The organism is Lysinibacillus sp. CTST325 (assembly GCF_054665055.1).
In genome coordinates this window covers 417,817-436,864 of sequence record NZ_BAAFHO010000002.1, presented here as the reverse complement: position 1 = coordinate 436,864, position 19,048 = coordinate 417,817, and the positions used below count along the sequence as shown (strand labels likewise).

Genomic DNA, 19,048 nt, shown 5'->3' with positions numbered 1-19,048 from the left:
TAACATTCCTCAAATAATAAGGTACTAAATATTTTATTTGAGGAAGTGAAGATTTGAAAAAACTCCTGTTTTTATTACCTATTTGCCTTTTAACTGTCTCCTTTTTTTGTGCAAAAGTCGACGCAGAGAAATATGAAAATAAAGGAAGAAAGTATTATGAAGAGGCAGGACAAATTGTCTGGGAGATTAATACGGATGAAAAAATTGTTGCCCTTACTTTCGATGATGGACCACATCGGAAGTACACATCTCAGATTTTAGATGTATTAGCCAAATATAATGCGAAAGCAACTTTTTTTATTGTTGGTCAAAATGCGCAAAAAAATCCCGAGGTAATATCAAGAATGTATAAGGAAGGTCATGAACTAGCCAACCATACATTTTCGCATCCTTTAAGGACGAATGTTCCGAATTTACTAAAGGAAATAAATCAAACGAATGACGTCATTCAGAACATCACAGGATTTAAGCCTACTTTATTTCGCCCAGTAGAAGGACAGTATTCAGATGCAATGATTGAAGCGATTGCAAAAGAAGGATATAAAGTTGTTATGTGGTCTTGGCATTTAGATACTTTAGATTGGAGAAGTCCAGGTACGACTAGAATTGTTAACACGGTGCTCAACGGTGTCAAAGAAGGAAATATTGTTCTTTTTCATGATGGTGGAGGAAATCGTCATCAAACTGTACTAGCGATGGAAAAAATAATACCTGAACTTGAAAGGCAAGGATATAAATTTGTCACAGTTTCTGAATTACTCGAAGTGCAGAGTAAAAAAAACAAATAAGTTTCTGTATAGTTTAAAATAAAAAAATTTGTACTTTTACATTGTTGTTATGTGCTGTAATTCTGAATTTCAAATAAAATAATTGTTAAAAATTAATAAATTATTTTCCATGTTGAAATCAGGCTAAAGATGTAAATAGCCTGATTTTTTGTTTTCTAATAATAACTTATCCATAAATTAGAGTTAATTACAATTACAGAATGATTATATTCATTTGAACATATGCCATGAAAATTTGTTGATTGGAGTGGAGACTGGGCGACTCCTTGGGATCAGCAATAGAGGAACGAAGGCTAAAACTATCAAGTCCTGTGATAACGCCTTCGTGACCAACATCGTGTTGCCCCAAGCGACTCATCGGACGCCCCCAGGAAGCTTTGCTCTGTGCGAAAGTGAAGCGTCAGCAAATGTTTTCTGTAGCGAAAGCAAAGCGGCAGCTACAATTGTTTTATCTGTGCGAAAGCGAAGCGTCAGCAACAACAAAGCGCCCAGTCGGAACGGAAATCAACCACTTGTTATGTTCAAAATCAAAAAAAGGTATAATGACACCATTATGAATAGGGGGGATTGGTATTGTTGTGTAACGTTGAATTAGTTGAATGTAATAATGAGCTTTTAGAGGGGATTGGGAGTTTTTGTCTTAGGAGTAAGAAGAAATCAAGCGGATATTTAAATAAGAACAAATGGCTGAACAATAGATTTGAAGAAGGTTTGAAATATGTGCAAATAATCGACAATAAAAAACAAGTTGGGTTTATTGAATATATAGAAGCAGAAAATTCATCAAGAGTAGTTCATGCAGATGGATATATAGTGATTCATTGTTTATGGGTAAGTGAGATCGGGAAGGGTTACGGTACTCGATTAATCAATAAATGTTTAGAAGATGCCAAAAAGCAAGCCAAAAAAGGGGTTGTTGTTATTACGAATTCAAAAACTTCTTGGGCGCCAAGTAAAGATATTTTTTTGAAAAACGATTTTCAACTTATTGACACGGCCCCATATGATTTTGAATTACTTGTCTACCCATTGAGCAACGAAGCAGAACATCCGTATTTTCCGAATGATTGGGAGGGCAGATTAAAAAAATTTAACAACTTAACAATTTTACGGTCATTCCAATGTCCATATGTCGAAATTGCAACAGAAAATATTATAGCTGGTGCAAATACATTGAATAGTCCAGTTGAGCTTATTGATCTTAAAGATAGAGAAGAGCTGATGGAACTGTCACCAACTCCGTACGGTATTTTTTCTGTCATTTATAAGGAACAGCTTCTTACTTTTCATAGGCTAACAGTACATTCTGTTATAAAAAAATTAAGTGAACTGAGTTAAAAACTGCTCAGCGCAAATCCCAAATAAGCATTAGTGAATTTTGGGTATGAATATGTGGTTATTAATGCTTATAAAAACATAGTAGAAGTTACGAAAGGTTCATAATATAGAGTGAACTTATAATCTATCTTTAAACTACAAAGGTTAAGGTAGTATGATTAAAGTTCAATCATCCCGCTTTTTACATTAGGACAAAAAGAAGGGGGGGAAACCTATGGTAACAATTCGCCAAAAACTAGTAACAACTTCGCAAGCAATCAAAATGACAAATGGTAAAAATAATGCAAAAAAGTATATTGTCGTTCATGAAACCGACAATACGAGCGTTGGAGCTGATGCTGACGCCCATGCGCGTCTACAGATAAATGGTAACAGTAGGGAAGCTAGCTGGCATTGGCAAGTAGATGACAAAGAAGCTGTACAATCATTTGAGCATTTTTGGGAGTGCTGGGGAACAGGAACGTATGTTGGTAATAGCCAAGGAATTCAAGTGGAAATTTGCGTAAATAGTGATGGAGATTATTTAAAAGCTGTAGAAAATGCGGTGAGTCTTATCGCAAAAATTATAAAAGATGAAAATATAACAATTCAAAATATTGTTCAACACAATTATTTTAGTGGAAAAAATTGCCCTCGTAATATTCGTGCTGGAAAAGTACCTTGGTCACAATTTATCGAAATGGTCAAAACCGCTGGAGATACTCAAATACCCCCAGTAGAAACGCAAAAATATCGAATTTACACGGGAACGTATAGTACTCCTAAAGCAGCAGAAAGCGCAGCACTGGTGATGAAAACAACATTCGGCTGGCTTGTTTACATTGAACAGGACGGTGCAAATTATCGTATTAAAACAGGAACTTTTACAGGAATCAATGCAGCGAAAAATGCAGAGATGAAAATAAAAAATGCTAAATTGGCGCAGGTTACGTATATTAAAGATGCATAAGTTTCTAATATCTATGAGGATTTTAGTTGACTGCTTCGAGGAAACGAGTAAAATATAAAAGCAGTACCATTATATACCTTCAACTTAGCAGATTACAGGGGTGCCTTTAGATAGTGCTTCAAAGGCACCTTTACTTTTACAAATTCTAAAGCAATAACATCTACATAGAATAATGTGCTTAACAATAAAGTGATTAAGAAATGCTGGATTTTATGAAGATTGTTGTAGGACAAGATTTGTCGAGAAATTTTGACAGTCTTTTTCTTTTCGTCTTCTCTATAACCTGTTAAGATGGTAATAGTGTGACAACAAGTTAGTGTATATGAGAGTGGTGACAATCAAGATGGATGAACAGAAAAAAGATAGTATAGAACAGCAGCCGGAACAAACACCCCCTACTGAAGTAAAACCAGCAGGACAATTTATACAAATGAAACCGTTTAAATTTATTATGCTGATGTTCTTTACAATCCTTATTACTGCAGGCTTAACGATATTTGCGTTAACATTCGGAGATAAGAAAGCAGTTGAAGTGAAAGGACCGACTGGGCGTACGGAATTTTCAAAATTGTACGAAGCCTATGATTTGCTTAAAAACAAATATTACAAAGATATCGACGATGAGAAAGTGGTAGATGGCGCTATTAATGGCATGTTTGACGCTTTAGGTGATCCGTATTCTGATTTTATGGTGAAGGAAGAAGCAGATCAATTTAAGACTGGTTTGTCTTCTAGTTTCCAAGGAATTGGTGCGGAAATTCAAGAGCGTAACGGCTCTATTACAGTTGTGTCACCTATTAAAAATTCACCTGCTGAAAAGGCGGGGCTATTACCGAAAGATATTATCTTAACTGTTGATGGAAAAAGCATTCATGGGTTAAGTGCATCTGAAGCGGTAGCTCGTATTCGCGGTGAAAAAGGAACACCAGTAAAATTAACCGTGAAAAGAGAAGGAAACGCTGATCCACTTAATATGACAATTGTCCGTGATGAAATACCGGTTGAAACGGTTTACGGTGAAATGCTTGAAGGGGATATTGCCCATATTCATATCACGTCATTTAGTGAAAATACAGCGAAAGAATTTGAGAAGATTCTTGCAGATTACGAAGGTAAAGGCTTGAAAGGTATCGTCTTAGATGTACGCCAAAATCCTGGTGGCTACCTAGATGCAGCAATAGAAATTTCGAATTTATTTGTTCCAGAAGGTAAACCGATTGTACAAGTACAACAAAAAGATGAAGAGCCGAAAATTACAAATGCTATTGCTGGTAAAAAATATAATGTTCCAGTGACAGTCCTTGTTGATAGCGGAAGTGCTTCTGCTTCTGAAATATTAGCTGGAGCATTAAAAGAGTCTGTCGGTGCTAAAATTGTTGGAGAAACATCGTTTGGTAAAGGCACAGTACAAAATGTCACACCATTAAAAGATGGCTCTAACCTTAAATTCACAACAGCTAAATGGCTAACGCCAAATGGCAACTGGATTCACGAAAAAGGTATTGCTCCAGATGTTAAAGTGTCATATCCATCTTATGCATCATTACCATACTTAGATCCATCTGTGGAAATGAAAAAGGATGTGCAGTCTAACTCTGTAAAAGCGGCACAAGAGATGCTAGAAGTTTTAGGATATGAGCCTGGTAAAGCAAACGGTATTTTTGATCAATACACAGAACGTGCAGTGAAAAAACTGCAAGCTGCAAGTGGTCTTGAAGAAACAGGCGTTTTAACTGGCGATACAACGTATGCTTTAATGGATGCATTACGTGCTAAAATAAAAGCAGCTGATCCTCAATTGTTAAAAGCAAAAGAACTGCTTACTGGTACACCAGCAAAAACTGAGTAAACTACAAACTAACAAAGTAGCTGTCGCAGCAGGCGTCTCTAGTGGCCTTTTGCGACAGCTTTTTTTATAGGAGGTAATAATTGTGAAGGACGTATACTTATTTAGTGGCTTTTTAGGTAGCGGAAAAACATCCATGTTAACAGATGTTATTCGACAACTAAAGGAAAAAGGTTTAAAGCCTGCTGTCATTATGAATGAGCTTGGAAAGCTACCATTTGACTCACAGGCTGTGGAAAAGGATATTCCGCTAAAGGAAATGCTAGAGGGCTGTATTTGCTGCTCTGGCGCTGAAAAAACAGAGGCACAAATTCAATCTCTTCTATTAGATAGTGATTTCGACGTCTTAATTATTGAAACAACAGGTGCTGCACATCCTGTTGAAGCATTAGACGCTGTTTACTCACCGTTATTTGCGGAACAGTTAAATGTCAAAGGAATTGTCACGGTTGCGGACTCAAAGCTGTGGCTAAATAGAGAAACATTAATCCCGCAAGTGCGCTCCTTATTTATGGAACAAATCCGTCACGCACATTTATTGCTGGCTAACAAAACGGATTTATTAACAGAGGCAGAGCAGGCCCAGGTTGTTTATGAGCTACAAGGCTTTAATCCTCATGCCTTTATTTTGCAAACTACAAATGGTCGAGTACCGTTACGTTTATTAGAAGATTTAAAGGCAACAGCTCAGGTGGATAAACAAGATGTTGTGAAAGCCCCAATAGCATCAATGCATCTTGGTTCACGATTAGTTGAATTTAAAGATGTTGACTTTACACAGGAGCAATTTGAGGATTGGGTGCGCACATTGCCTGAGACCGTGTATCGAATGAAAGGCTATGTGCCAATTGAAGGTGTAAAAAATCCTATGCTGTTTCAATATGCGTATGGCATGGTCCAATGGCTTCCAGAATACGTCAAAATGCCTGCAAAACTCGTTATTATTGGTGAAGATGTAAGTAGTTTAAACATTATAGGTATAAATTAAAATATTAGGCTTCTCTATATAGACATATATAATCTGCTAATTACTACTAATAAGACATGAAAGTTTTCTTTCTGTTTTCTTATTAAAGTAGTAATCAGCAGATTTTTTGGTTGATTAGTAAAATAAAAGAAGTATATATAGGGTTTTAAGACTTTATTTCGTGCTTCTCTCTATTTGAATATTGAAAATAATTGATAGTTTTTTAGGGGTGTCAACCCTATTTGAAACGTAAGTATTTCATAGGCTGGTGAAACTTGCTAAAAATTATTGCCAAAAACCCTCTGTTTGATGCGAATTAATGTCTCCGATGGTGTTGTTAGCAGATGCTGGTAAGAAATTTATTAAATTTGTACTTTACGATTGTTTGCAGAGAAGGAGGAATTGCAAAAATGAAAAAAACACTAACTGCAATTTGTGCAACATTTTTATTAGCAGCTCCAATTCAAATGGCTTCCGCTGCAGCAAATACTACAGAGGGGAATACAACATCAGACTGTAATAAAGTTTCTTATCATAAATGGTCAAATCAATGGTCAAACCAATGGTCAAATAATAAGTGGTATGTAAATGTACCACAAACACAAGCACCATCAAAAGAAACTCAAGCACCAGAAAAAAATCAAACACCAACTAACAATACACAAGCAACAAATAACAATACACAAACAGCTCAAAAAGATAATACAGCTACTGCACCATCACAGTCTACACCATCAACAACTACTTCAGATGTGAATGCTTTTGAACAAGAGGTAGTAAAATTAACGAATGCTGAACGTACAAAAGCTGGTTTAGCACCATTTAAAACGGATGACAAACTGATGGCAGCAGCTCGTGAAAAATCACAAGATATGCAATCTAAAAACTATTTTTCACATACAAGTCCAACATTCGGTTCTCCGTTTGATCGTATGAAAGCTTTAGGTATTACGTATAAGAGTGCAGGTGAAAATATTGCACAAGGTCAACGTACACCTCAAGAAGTAGTACAAGCTTGGATGGATTCACCAGGTCACCGTGCGAATATTTTAAATGAGAAATTTACGCATATTGGTGTTGGCTATGTGAAATCAGGTAACTACTGGACACAACAATTTATCCAAAAATAATAGTATAAATTGAATAGTTACATTGAATAATAGGATGTCCACTAAGTCGTAAAAGGCTTGGTGGACATCCTTTTTTAATTTTCCATTGTTAGTATAAGAGGTATAAAGTGACAAAATTTTTGTCTGAATAACAAATGAGCGCATTTGAAAGGATATCTGAATACATTAGATATGTAGAGAAAAATGGTTTCACAATGCGATTTAGTAGGTAGTCGAATGAGCATTCAAAATGACTTTACTGTAGTAGTGAGCGGAATTTCGAGGTCATTTTGGATCGTTAATTAACCGGAAAAGGAGCACGATGAATGATATTAATAAAATGTGGAGAATGCGGTAAATTAATAACAGATTGAGCAAAAAGTATTTATAACAATCAAGAAGATAAGTTTTACTGTAATGAAAGCTGCGAAAAAAGAACAAAGAGGTCATGAACAGTCGACTTCCTATTTTGAAAAATAATAATGGGCAATTTTATATGGATTTACCTTCTTTCAGCAATGATATGTTTGCAAGAACACTCCTAGTGGCTTCGACCTATAATACATACCCTGTAATAAAAAAATAGGATTGATCTAATTAGCAATGGAGGTTTTAAGATGCTAATGTTCATTGGATTTTTAATTACATTATTCTTGAAAAGAAGAAGGTGAAGCTAAATAAAGGGTTTGGGTGCCTTGATAAGAGAGTTTATTTAATGCTGATGGATTCTTGTTTTTTCTTCCATAATGAAAAAAGCAAACTAGAACAAAGTCTAGTTTGCTATTGCTGTTTTAGCCGTCCTTGCATATCTTTTTTGAACAAGTATTAAACGTATTAATAAAGTAATCGCTCCTGTAGTCAAACCTGCAACTAGCCCAATCCAGTAGCCAAACGGTCCGAAGTCTGTATGAGTGGCCAGTACATATCCGACAGGCAAGCCAATAATCCAATACGAGATGATGGCCATAATAAAGCTCATAGTAACATCCTTGTAACCTCTCAAAGCTCCTTGAACAGGCGCTTGGATAGAATCAGATAGCTGGAATATAGCTGCGAATATTAAAAAATGACTGGCATATTCTAGCACTTTGCCATCAGTCGTATACATATTAGCAATAGGCTCACGAAGGATAAAAAGTATACAAGCTGAAATAAAGCTAAATAAAATCGCGGTACCAACACATAAATAGCTGTAGAGTTTCGCATCGTGCATTCGGTTAGCGCCTATTTCGAAACCTACTAATATCGTAACGCCCATCGAAATACTAAGTGGCACCATATAAAGCAGAGAAGTGAAATTTAAAGCTATTTGATGAGCTGCGATAATTGCTGTACTAAAGCTACTCATCATCATCGTGACAGCAGAAAAAATACTCGTTTCTGCAAATAAAGATATTCCAATCGGGACACCGATGATTAAAATTTCCTTCCAACGAAGCCATTCTAATTTTGGCCAGTCATGGAATAGGCGGAAGCGTTCAAAGGGCACGCGCTTTGCAATAATCCACACTGTGATGAAGAAAACTAGCCAGTATGTAATCGCTGTTGCAACGCCAGCACCTATCCCGCCAAGCTCGGGTGCTCCAAACTTGCCAAAAATAAAAATATAATTCAACACAATATTAATAGGCGTTGTAAGTAATGTAATAATCATTGTGACGCGAGTTTGTCCAAGCGCATCGATAAAACAACGCATGACAAAAAATAAAAAGAGTGGTATTAGACCAGCACACATCGTATAAATATATGATTTAGCAATAGTATGTACAGTGGTTTCTAAATTCATATTGCCAAGAATCCAATCAATACCAAATATTAACATAATAAAAATAAGTACCGATAGTACGATGGCTACATAGATCCCTTGCTGAACAGCCTTCTTTGCTGCCAACTCTTTTTTAGCTCCAACAAGCTGTGAGACAATAGGGGTGATTGCAAGGAGAATCCCAGATAACCCAGTGTAAATAGGCATCCAAATAGAGGAACCGATTGACACGCCAGCTAGGTCAGCAGTACCATACCGACTCGACATTAAAATATCGAAGAAAGAAATAAGATATATAGCTACTTGTGTGACTAAAATGGGTACGATAATTTTTAATAATAGTGCATATTTTTCTTTTAACGTAGTTGTTTGATTCATAGTGTATATCTTCCTTCAATAACATATTTAATTAATGAGTATAGCATAAAAAATGGAGGAAGGATGAAAATTTAATTTTTTCAGCTGATGCTTGGACACAATTAAAAGCTTCATCTGTATCTTTTCGTTCGCATATAGTAAAATATAAGACTGTAAATAAAAAGTAGTGACTGCTACAATGGCTTTTTAACATCATTCAGCGAAATGTTTTTTGTAGCGAAAGCGGAGTGTCAGCTACAAATGGAATAGGAGAATTAATGTGAAACAACAAACAATCATTTTAACCGGTGGAGGGACAGCTGGTCATGTATCGCTCAATCAAGCGATACTCCCGTCTTTACAAGAGCTAGGTTATGATGTCCACTATATTGGCTCAGACGAGGGGATTGAAAAAGAATTAATAGGCGAGGCGTTTCCAAGTGTTCCGTTTTACGGTATTTCAAGTGGAAAATTGCGTCGTTATTTCTCGATGAAAAATTTTACAGATCCTTTTAAAGTGCTTGCTGGAATTATGCAGGCTTTTCGTATTATCAAAAAAGTGAAGCCCCAAGTAATTTTTTCAAAGGGTGGTTTTGTTTCTGTACCCGTTGTCATGGCTGCAAAACTTGCTGGTGTTCCTGTAGTCATTCATGAATCAGATGTTACACCTGGCTTAGCCAATAAAATTGCGCTACCATTTGCATCACACATCTTTACGATTTTTGAAGAAACATTGCAACACTTACCGAAAGAAAAGGCCACATGCACAGGCTCCATTATTCGCCAAGAGTTATTTATGGGAGATCGAGCGAAAGGGTTATCATTATGTGGCTTTACAACTTTAAAACCTGTACTTCTTGTGATGGGAGGGAGTCTAGGCTCCGTTGTCTTGAATGACGCGCTTCGTCAAAATTTACCGGATCTTGTAAAACAGTTTCAAATCATTCATTTATGTGGTAAAGGGAATTACGACGAATCATTAGAATCTACGCCTGGTTACAAGCAGTTTGAGTATGTAACAACTGAATTGCCGGATTTATTACATGCCGCAAACTTTATCGTCTCACGTGCTGGTTCCAATTCGATTTTTGAATTTTTAGCACTTCACAAGCCGATGTTATTAGTGCCATTATCTGCACAAAAAAGTCGTGGTGACCAAATATTAAATGCCAACTTATTTAAAAGACAAGGTTACGCGGAAGTATTACAAGAGGAAGAGTTAACAAAGGAATCCTTCAAAAAATCGGTTCATGTGTTAACAGAGCGTAAAGCAGAAATGGTTGCAGTTATGGAGAAAACACAAAGACCGAAGACGCCAGATGAAATGGCGAAATTGATTTTACAATATAAAAAGTAGTTTCATTACTCGTAGTAACTGCCTACTGCATAACTTGTAGTTAATCACAATTACAGCAAACCGAAAAAAAGCTATGTGCCTGTCATCAAGACAGAACACATAGCTTTTTTTTATGAATATTCATATAGGTTACATCGCTTGTTCTTCGCCTTCTGCCATTTGATTGGCTGTTGTAAGATAGAACAAGTCTTTTGGAATTTTATATAAATTAAATTGCGCTTTACCGCTGTTAACCTGTGTTAATAATGTTGGATGACTTTCATTCGCACTCATAACATAAGGTAGCTTTAAGGCTGCACGCTGTGATTTTATATTCTCAACACGAATACGGAGAAATACCGTATGGAAGTTGTAGTCAAAAAAAAGTTCATTCAAAAAAAGCATTTTCGCCTTTTGATTATAACCTTGCCCTTGATAAGGGAGTCCAATCCACGTTCCTAAAAAGCCTGCACCATCCTCGACATCATGAATGCTAATGGTGCCGATTGGTTGACCCCAATCATCAGTAATTGTCCTTGAAATAGCGAGTCCCTTTGCTTCTTCTTCAATCAGTTGTTTTGTCATAAACCAATATTCATCAGCTGATGTTGCTTTTTGACGGACAAAAGGGAAAACAGAAGGGTGTGATAATAGCTCATAGAGCTCTGTACATTCATGTAGGTCTCGATGTTTAAGCATACGAAACGCCTCCTTTACTAGGGTAGTTAAAACAATTCCTTTAAAACATAAAGAAGAAAACTAAAATTCGTACTGGAATTAAAACCCAAAGAACTAGACGTTAAAACTATGATATCCATAATCTCCCGCTGTCTTACTGATTTTTCGACCATACCGAAAAAAGGCTAGTTTTTTTAATATAATATAACAATCATACTGCTTTATGCAATCATTTTCCTCGCTGAAACAAAAAATAAGTTTATTAGTCAGTGAATTCTGAAAAATAAATAATTGCATAGATAGTTAAAATTTGTTTATTTATAATTTGGGGGTGTGTTGAGTCTAAAATATCAATTTTATGAGTAGAAATATTTAAAATATATTTCTTTAGGATTACATTATTTCATCTAAAAAGGTAAATTATCAAAAAATAGCCTTAAAAGGATAAAATTTTTCCAATTCGAGAAAGGTGATTCTTTTAAATTATGTTATTATAGTAGTATTGATTTTTTTTGTATATACAAAAGCTATATAAAAATTCTATATTAATATTAACGACTATGGGGGTGACAGCATGGAATATCTTTTAAGCGAGGATTTATTTAATGAATTGTTTATTGGCAAAGATTTTGTCTTTTTAATGAAAAAAGTGGGAAACGATTATCAATATATTCGCTTAAATAAAGCAGCACGAGCATTGTTATCACATGAGGCGATTGGGAAAATGCTTTCTACCCTTACCTCAAGTCGAAAAATTTTTTCTGTAATTCAAGAAAACTACAATCAAGCAATTTCGAAGCATAGTCAAGTTGAATATGTGGATTATGCCTATTATAAATCTGAAGTTCGTAAATATGAGACATCTGTTCGACCGATTAAACATAATAATGAAGACTATATTTTAGCTATAACAAAAGAAATTCTCTATGATCGTAGTATCGAAGATAAATTTTTGTTTCTGCGCTCAATGTTTGATCAGTCTTTTTTTTCTACGGTCATCTTATCAGCTGAAGGAGCTATTTATGAGGTGAACTCAAGCTTCACGGAAGACTTTAAATTAGATACTGAAACCGTTAAACAACAATTATTCGTCAATCTACCAATTGTTCCTAAAGATGAAGTAGGGAACATCCAGAGCTATTTACGAAGAGCGGCTATGGGCGAAAATATTGGTGAAAAACTCATCAAGCTTCATACACTGGATAAAAAAGAGCGTATGTATTTAGTTTCACTATCTCCGGTTATGCAAAGGGATAATTCTTTTGCAATTTTTCTTCTCATGCAAGATTTCACGCAATTCACTGTACAAAAAGCGGAGTTACGCTCAAAATCTCATGGTTTAGAGGTTTTTAAAGCTGCCCTAAATTCAGCAGCTGCCATTGCTGTTTTGGATATTAATGCTAACCTTCTAGAAGTTAATGATTTATTTTTAAATGCGACTGGCTTCACGGCAGAAGAGCTAATAGGTCAACCTTATAAATTAATAGAGCCTCATGACAATACAGAGGTTGTATTACAATTAATTCGAAAAACACTTAAAGCGGGGAATATTTGGCGAGGCGAGCTATGCTACCGTACAAAATTTCATGCTGATTTTTGGGTAGAAGCATCTATAGTTCCATTAAAAAATGAATTCGGGGAGACAGAACAATATTTATCCATTAACTATGATATTACGGACAAGAAAAGAATGTTAACGGAATTGAAAAATATTGAACGCACATTCCGCCTTATTACAGAAAATACAAATGATTTGATTGTCATTACAAACGAAGATGGCATCATTATTTATGCCTCGCCTTCCTATGAGATTTTCTTAGGCTATGAAAATGTAGAATTACAAGGTCAGTTTTACAGTAACATTGTCGATGAACAAAGTAAGCAGTCTTGGCAAACATTTTTAAATAATTATTCGGGCCAAACGGAAACACAGTTTGAGCTACTGTTGAGGGCAAAGGATGGTACGCCTGTTTGGACTGAAGGAAACGTAACAGTTGTTCATGATCCAGAGCGCGAAAAAGTTTCACAAATTATGATGGTATCTCGTGAAATAACTCATCGTAAGGAACGAGAGAATGATTTATTATATTTAGCTTATCACGATACGTTAACACAACTACCAAATCGTCGTTTTTTACAAAAGGAATTTCCGAAACTATTGATAGAAGCGCAAGAACGTAATGAGTGTTTAGCTATGCTTTATATCGATGGGGATGACTTTAAGCATGTTAATGATCGGTATGGCCATGACACGGGGGACGACTTTATCCGAAAGTTTGGCCAAGTTTTAATTACGGCTGTACGTAACCATGATTTAGTTATACGAATGGGTGGCGATGAATTTGTTGTCGTCCTAACAGGTTTAACTCGGAATGATCAGACGAGACATACACAAATGATGGATATTATTAATCGCATTCGTAATGAACTAAAAAAAGGTTGGACAATCGAAAGTCATCACTTTGCACCAACTGCATCCATTGGTATCGCTTATTATCCGGACCACGGTCACACATTAAATGAATTACTAGACCTAGCAGATCAAGCTTTATATAAAGCGAAGGAAACTGGAAAAAATAATCTCTATATTGCTGACGCCTAATCAATTATGCCTCGGCATAATTGTAGCTGACGCTTCGCTATCAAAACATTTCCTGAAAGAAGTTAAAAAAAGTCTGTACAAACAAGTAGTTGCTTGTGGTACAGACTTTTTGTTTGATGTTATGCTATAACAGTATTAAAGAGGAAACCCCTCATAGTTATTTGAGAATAGAAGGTGAAGAAATGTCTAAAAAAATACTTTTGGTGGAAGATGAAAAGCATATTGCTCGTTTTGTGGAGCTAGAATTAAAACATGAAGGTTACGATGTATTCGTCGCTTTTGATGGACGTGAAGGACTGGAGTTAGCTTCATCTGATCATTTTGATGTGCTGTTATTAGATGTTATGCTTCCAGGAATAAATGGAATTGAAATTTGTCGTCGAATACGCACGCAGTCAAAGGTACCTATTATATTATTAACGGCTCGAGATGCTGTAATGGATCGTGTAGCTGGCTTAGATGCTGGCGCAGATGACTACATAGTAAAACCATTCGCTATTGAAGAACTATTAGCTAGAATTCGTACTATTTTACGTCGGATAACGCCTGATGAAAAAAATGGGGAATCATTACATTTTAGTGATATCGAAATCGATGTAGCGGCATACGAAGTAATTGTACAAGGGAAAAGGCTTGATTTAACGAAAACAGAATATGATTTACTTAAATTATTGATAGAGCATAAAAATAAAGTATGTACACGAGAGCTAATTTTAACCTCTGTTTGGGGGTATGATACGGATATAGAGACAAATGTCGTAGATGTATATATTCGGCATTTGCGAAATAAACTACCGGGTGATATGAATGCCTATATCGAAACCGTTCGTGGTGTGGGGTACGTGATGCGCGAATGAAAAAATTAAAAGATTATTTAGTCAATCAATCATTACAAAGAAAATGGATGCTCACATCTAGTGCTGTTATATTTTTTAGCTATACGATTATTTGTATTGTCGTGTATATTTCATTGCATACATGGCTAATAAATGATGAGCAAAGTAAGATTAAATTAACGAGGGCTGATTTAATATCCTTTTTAGAGTCACAAGGACCTAATCTTACTGTACAGCAAATTCAAGAAAACACGGGTCTATTAAAAACCATTGTGGATCGAGATCAAACCGTCAGAATGTTTAATGTAGATGGTATTGAGATTTTAAGCATTAATAATACTTCGCAGGCTGCGCCCTTAACTGCATTGAATGAAGTTGTAGAAATGACAATTGATAAAAAGGATGCCTTTGTTATTAATGAACCGATTCAGCTCGGCTTCTTCAAAGGATATATTCAAGTTGTTCATCCATTATCTAAGTTTCAGTCGTTAATGCATTATCTATTAACTGCCATGCTCATAGCGGGTGTAGGAGGATTGGTGTTATCAGCATCAATTGGCTATTATCTAGCCAATTATTTGATGAAGCCATTGCATGCGTTACGTGCATCCATGAAAACCGTAATGGATAAAGGATTTAATGAACCAATTCAATTAACTTACACGTCTCATGATGAGATTGGTGATTTATTGAAGATGTACAATGCGATGATGAATGAATTGCAAATATCATTTACAAAGCAGCAACAATTTGTTGCGGATGCTTCTCATGAGTTACGGACGCCTATCCAGGCAATTGAAGGACATCTGTCCCTTTTGAAAAGATGGGGGAAAGATGATCCAGAAATTTTAGAGGAATCTATTGAAACTTCATTAACTGAAATTGCACGGATGCGTAAAATGATCGAAGAACTACTAGAACTTGCACGTCGTGAAGAAAAGGACATCAAAAGTGAGGCTGATGCAGTATTTGTTATAGAAGCGGTTATAGAGGACACAAGACTCCTTCATCCGGATGCTCGAATATCGCTGTCGAAAGATGGAGAAATAGGGCGATTATTTATAACAGAAAATGCACTTAGCCAAATTGTTCGTAATATAATAGAGAATGCAATTCGTTATTGTGAAAAAATTCCTGAGATTCAAATTTCATTATCTGTATTAGAACAGGAAGTGGTAGTAAAGATAGAAGATAATGGCATTGGTATAGCGGAAGAAAACATTCCATACATTTTCGATCGCTTTTATCGAGTTGATGAGGCAAGAAATCGTCAAATAGGTGGTACAGGCTTAGGGCTTAGTATTACAAAAATGTTACTTGAAAAGTACAATAGTTCTATTGAAGTCAAGAGTGATAAAAATGTTGGAACCGTTTTCTTGCTGAAATTCCCACTGAAATATTGAGAAAAATCCATGCTTTATTTAATTATTTCATCCTTTGGGAAAAAAATTGCTTAATTTGCTAAAAAGAGTTGTATTTTTTGTGAAGAGTAGTAAGATTGAGATGGAAAAAACGTTCTTTAAATAATGGATAAGATGTCAAACATCCTTTAAAAGAACGGAAAATTATTATATAATTAATTGTAATTTAATTAATGGAACTGCCGAAAGGCAAAATTTGGAGGTCATTTTTCATGTCGAACAACGTTACAACTGTAAGTTCTCCATGGTCAGCTTTTTCTGGTCCTAACCTAGGATATGTGATGGAGCAATACGACTTATTCTTACAGTCTCCTGAAGAAGTAGAACCGGAGTTAGTATTATTATTCCAACAATTTGGTGCACCAGTAGTAGTAGAAGGTGAAGTAGCTGTATCTAGTAATGCAACAGCAGCTCCTGCTGGCGATTACAAGAAAGTATTAGCAGCTGTGAAATTAGCAGATGCAATCCGTACAAACGGTCATTTAGCAGCAGATATTTATCCTTTGAAAAACCGTGAACTACAAACAGCTCAAATTGAAGAGAGCGCGTTCAACCTTAGCGCTGCAGATTTAGCTGAAATTCCTGCAGCTATCTTCTTCAAAGATGTGCCAGCAAACGTGAAAAATGGTAAAGATGCAATCGATTTCTTAAAATCTGTTTATACAGATAAAGTAGCATTTGAATATAATCACGTAGTAGCAACAGAAGAACGTGATTGGATTCAAGCACAAATTGAAACAGGTTCATTTAAACAAGCATTAGCTTCTAATGAGAAAAAAGCTTTATTAGATCGTTTAACTCGTGTTGAAAACTTCGAGAAGTTTATTCATAAAACTTTTGTAGGTCAAAAGCGTTTCTCTGGTGAAGGTTTAGATACTCAAATCATTTTATTTGATGAAATTTTAAAAACAGCTGAATCAAATAACGTAGAAAAAGTACGTATTGGTATGGCTCACCGTGGTCGTTTAAATGTATTAACACACATTTTAAATAAACCATACGATATGATGTTCTCTGACTTTGCACATGTATCTAATGAGTTATTTATCCCAAAAGATGGTCGCCTTGAAATTACTAAAGGCTGGACTGGCGATGTTAAGTACCACATGGGTGCTTCATATATGCGTGAATCTGGTATGAATGTTAAGCTTGCATACAACCCATCTCACTTAGAAGTAGGAAATCCGGTTGTTTTAGGTACTGCTCGTGCAGCACAAGATGACACTTCTAAACCAGGGCAAGCTGTTCATAACCGCACAAAAGGATTAGGTATTCTTGTGCACGGTGACGCTGCATTCCCAGGTCAAGGTATCGTAACAGAAGTATTAAACTTCGCAAAAACTGAAGGTTTCACTACTGGTGGTACAGTTCACATCATTGCTAACAACATGATTGGATTTACAACTGAACTACAAGACTCTCGCTCATCTGTTTACTCTTCTGACCCTGCAAAAGGTTACGAAGTACCAGTTGTGCATGTGAATGCAGATAGCCCTGAGTCTGTAGTTTTAGTAGGTCGTTTTGCAGCTAGCTACCGTCAAAAATTCGGTAAAGATATCATCGTTGACCTTATCGGCTACCGTCGTCATGGTCACAATGAAACTGATGATCCAACTGTAACAAACCCTGAAACATATAAATTAGTTTCTAAACATGAGCCAGTTCGTGCTTTATACGGTGCTCAATTAGCAGCTGAGGGTGTAGTTTCTGCTGATGAAGTTGCAGCATTAGATACAGCTATCTATGCTGAAATGCAAGCAGCTTATGATCATGTAAAAGAAATGGCAGATAAAGATGAACACAAGCATATAGAAATGCCAGAAGAATTAAAAGTAGAATTCCCACAAATTGATACAGCAGTTGGTGCGGAACGTCTAGGAAAAATTAATGAAGAGCTTTTAGTGTTTGAAGAAAACTTCGAACCACAGAAAAAGCTTGGCAAAATTTTAGAAAAACGCCGTGATGCATTTGCTTCTGCAAAAATCGACTGGGGTCATGCAGAAACTTTAGCTTATGCAACAATTATTCAAGATGGCACACCAGTACGTTTTACAGGTCAAGATGCACAACGTGGTACGTTCTCTCAACGTCACTTAGTGTTACATGACAAAAACAATGGTAATTTATTTACGCCACTTCACCATATTTCAGGTGCAAATGCATCATTTACAGTACACAACTCTCCACTTACAGAAGCAGGGGTAGTGGGCTTTGAATATGGTTACAATTTAGAGAATGGTCATGTACTTTCAGTTTGGGAAGCTCAATTTGGTGACTTTGCGAACATGGCACAAGTGATGTTCGATAACTTTATTTCAGGTGCACGTGCTAAATGGGGTCAAAAATCGGGTCTAGTTATTCTTTTACCACATGGTTATGAAGGTCAAGGTCCAGAACACTCTTCAAGCCGTATGGAACGTTACTTACAAATGTCTGCTGAAAATAACTGGTTCGTAGCAAACTGTTCAAACGCAGGTAACTACTACCACTTATTACGTCGTCAAGCAGCATTATTAGGTACAGAAGGCGTTCGCCCACTTGTGGTTGTATCACCTAAGTACTTACTTCGTCACCCATTAGCTGCAGCGAATGCTGATCAATTAGCAAATGGTTCATTCCAAGAAGTAATTGAACAACCAGGCCTAGGTTCAAAACCAGAAGCTGTAGAGCGCATTGTTTTAGGTTCAGGTAAAGTGATGATCGACATTGCAGATCGTATTAAAGATGGTGAAGGCTTCGATCACCTACACATTACTCGTGTAGAACAACTTTACCCATTCCCAAAAGAGCAAGTTGCTGGTATTATTGCTAAGTATCCGAATGTAAAAGAAGTTGTTTGGGTACAAGAAGAACCTAAAAACCAAGGTTCATGGAATTTTGCATTAGAAACATTACATGAACTTTCAGAAGGTAAAAAGCTTCGTTATGTAGGACGTCCTGCAATGAGTTCTACTTCAGAAGGTGATGCAGATTCTCATAAAGCAGCTCAAGCCGCACTTGTAGAAGAAGCAGTTGCTGAGCCTGTAAAGGTTAAATAATAATCACATATTAATTTT

Annotated in this window: 15 protein-coding genes; 12 read left to right on the top strand and 3 right to left on the bottom strand. The window is 36.1% G+C overall.

What is annotated here, in order from left to right:
* Positions 1-53: 53 nt before the first annotated feature.
* On the top strand, positions 54-788 hold the full coding sequence (locus ACYQ73_RS07505; protein WP_460011902.1) for a polysaccharide deacetylase family protein: 735 nt from the start codon (positions 54-56) through the stop codon (positions 786-788).
* A 193-nt stretch (positions 789-981) separates the two neighbouring features.
* Here ACYQ73_RS07505 and ACYQ73_RS07500 read toward each other — a convergent pair whose 3' ends face one another.
* Positions 982-1,146, bottom strand: coding sequence for a hypothetical protein (locus ACYQ73_RS07500; protein ID WP_460011901.1), 165 nt, complete (start codon positions 1,144-1,146; stop codon positions 982-984).
* 34 nt (positions 1,147-1,180) lie between these two features.
* Between ACYQ73_RS07500 and ACYQ73_RS07495 the strand changes: the two genes are divergently transcribed.
* From ACYQ73_RS07495 to ACYQ73_RS07470, 6 genes are all read left to right on the top strand, one after another.
* Entirely contained in the window at positions 1,181-1,345 is a 165-nt protein-coding gene (locus tag ACYQ73_RS07495; RefSeq protein ID WP_460011900.1) for a hypothetical protein, read from the top strand.
* 16 nt (positions 1,346-1,361) lie between these two features.
* Positions 1,362-2,126 (top strand): GNAT family N-acetyltransferase, encoded by a 765-nt coding sequence (locus tag ACYQ73_RS07490; protein WP_460011899.1) that lies wholly within the window; start codon positions 1,362-1,364, stop codon positions 2,124-2,126.
* A gap of 214 nt (positions 2,127-2,340) precedes the next feature.
* A complete protein-coding gene (locus tag ACYQ73_RS07485; protein ID WP_460011898.1) occupies positions 2,341-3,075 on the top strand; it encodes a peptidoglycan recognition protein family protein in 735 nt (244 codons plus the stop codon).
* 343 nt (positions 3,076-3,418) lie between these two features.
* On the top strand, positions 3,419-4,924 hold the full coding sequence (locus ACYQ73_RS07480) for a lmo1851 family serine protease (protein ID WP_460011897.1): 1,506 nt from the start codon (positions 3,419-3,421) through the stop codon (positions 4,922-4,924).
* Between the two features lie 82 nt (positions 4,925-5,006).
* Positions 5,007-5,909: a CobW family GTP-binding protein gene (locus tag ACYQ73_RS07475; protein ID WP_460011896.1), complete on the top strand. Its 903-nt coding sequence runs from the start codon at positions 5,007-5,009 to the stop codon at positions 5,907-5,909.
* Positions 5,910-6,298: 389 nt separating this feature from the next.
* Positions 6,299-7,018 carry a CAP domain-containing protein gene (locus tag ACYQ73_RS07470; protein WP_460011895.1) on the top strand — a complete coding sequence of 240 codons (720 nt, stop codon included), beginning with the start codon at positions 6,299-6,301 and terminating at the stop codon, positions 7,016-7,018.
* A 751-nt stretch (positions 7,019-7,769) separates the two neighbouring features.
* On the opposite strand, the gene ACYQ73_RS07465 is transcribed toward ACYQ73_RS07470, so the two are convergent.
* Positions 7,770-9,140, bottom strand: coding sequence for an MATE family efflux transporter (locus ACYQ73_RS07465; RefSeq protein WP_460011894.1), 1,371 nt, complete (start codon positions 9,138-9,140; stop codon positions 7,770-7,772).
* A 259-nt stretch (positions 9,141-9,399) separates the two neighbouring features.
* On the opposite strand from ACYQ73_RS07465, the gene ACYQ73_RS07460 reads away from it, so the two are divergent.
* Complete coding sequence (locus ACYQ73_RS07460; protein ID WP_460011893.1) at positions 9,400-10,476, top strand: undecaprenyldiphospho-muramoylpentapeptide beta-N-acetylglucosaminyltransferase; 1,077 nt, start codon at positions 9,400-9,402, stop codon at positions 10,474-10,476.
* 129 nt (positions 10,477-10,605) lie between these two features.
* On the opposite strand, the gene ACYQ73_RS07455 is transcribed toward ACYQ73_RS07460, so the two are convergent.
* Positions 10,606-11,154 carry a GNAT family N-acetyltransferase gene (locus ACYQ73_RS07455; protein ID WP_400731048.1) on the bottom strand — a complete coding sequence of 183 codons (549 nt, stop codon included), beginning with the start codon at positions 11,152-11,154 and terminating at the stop codon, positions 10,606-10,608.
* 553 nt (positions 11,155-11,707) lie between these two features.
* On the opposite strand from ACYQ73_RS07455, the gene ACYQ73_RS07450 reads away from it, so the two are divergent.
* From ACYQ73_RS07450 to ACYQ73_RS07435, 4 genes are all read left to right on the top strand, one after another.
* A complete protein-coding gene (locus tag ACYQ73_RS07450) occupies positions 11,708-13,735 on the top strand; it encodes a diguanylate cyclase domain-containing protein (RefSeq protein WP_460011892.1) in 2,028 nt (675 codons plus the stop codon).
* Between the two features lie 182 nt (positions 13,736-13,917).
* Complete coding sequence (locus tag ACYQ73_RS07445; RefSeq protein WP_460011891.1) at positions 13,918-14,592, top strand: response regulator transcription factor; 675 nt, start codon at positions 13,918-13,920, stop codon at positions 14,590-14,592.
* The gene (locus ACYQ73_RS07440) at positions 14,589-15,974 is read left to right on the top strand and encodes a sensor histidine kinase (RefSeq protein WP_460011890.1); all 1,386 of its coding nucleotides are present in this window, start codon (positions 14,589-14,591) and stop codon (positions 15,972-15,974) included. The genes ACYQ73_RS07445 and ACYQ73_RS07440 overlap by 4 nt, the downstream gene beginning before the upstream one ends.
* Positions 15,975-16,204: 230 nt before the next feature.
* Positions 16,205-19,030 (top strand): 2-oxoglutarate dehydrogenase E1 component, encoded by a 2,826-nt coding sequence (locus ACYQ73_RS07435; protein WP_460011889.1) that lies wholly within the window; start codon positions 16,205-16,207, stop codon positions 19,028-19,030.
* The last annotated feature ends 18 nt before the right edge of the window (positions 19,031-19,048 follow it).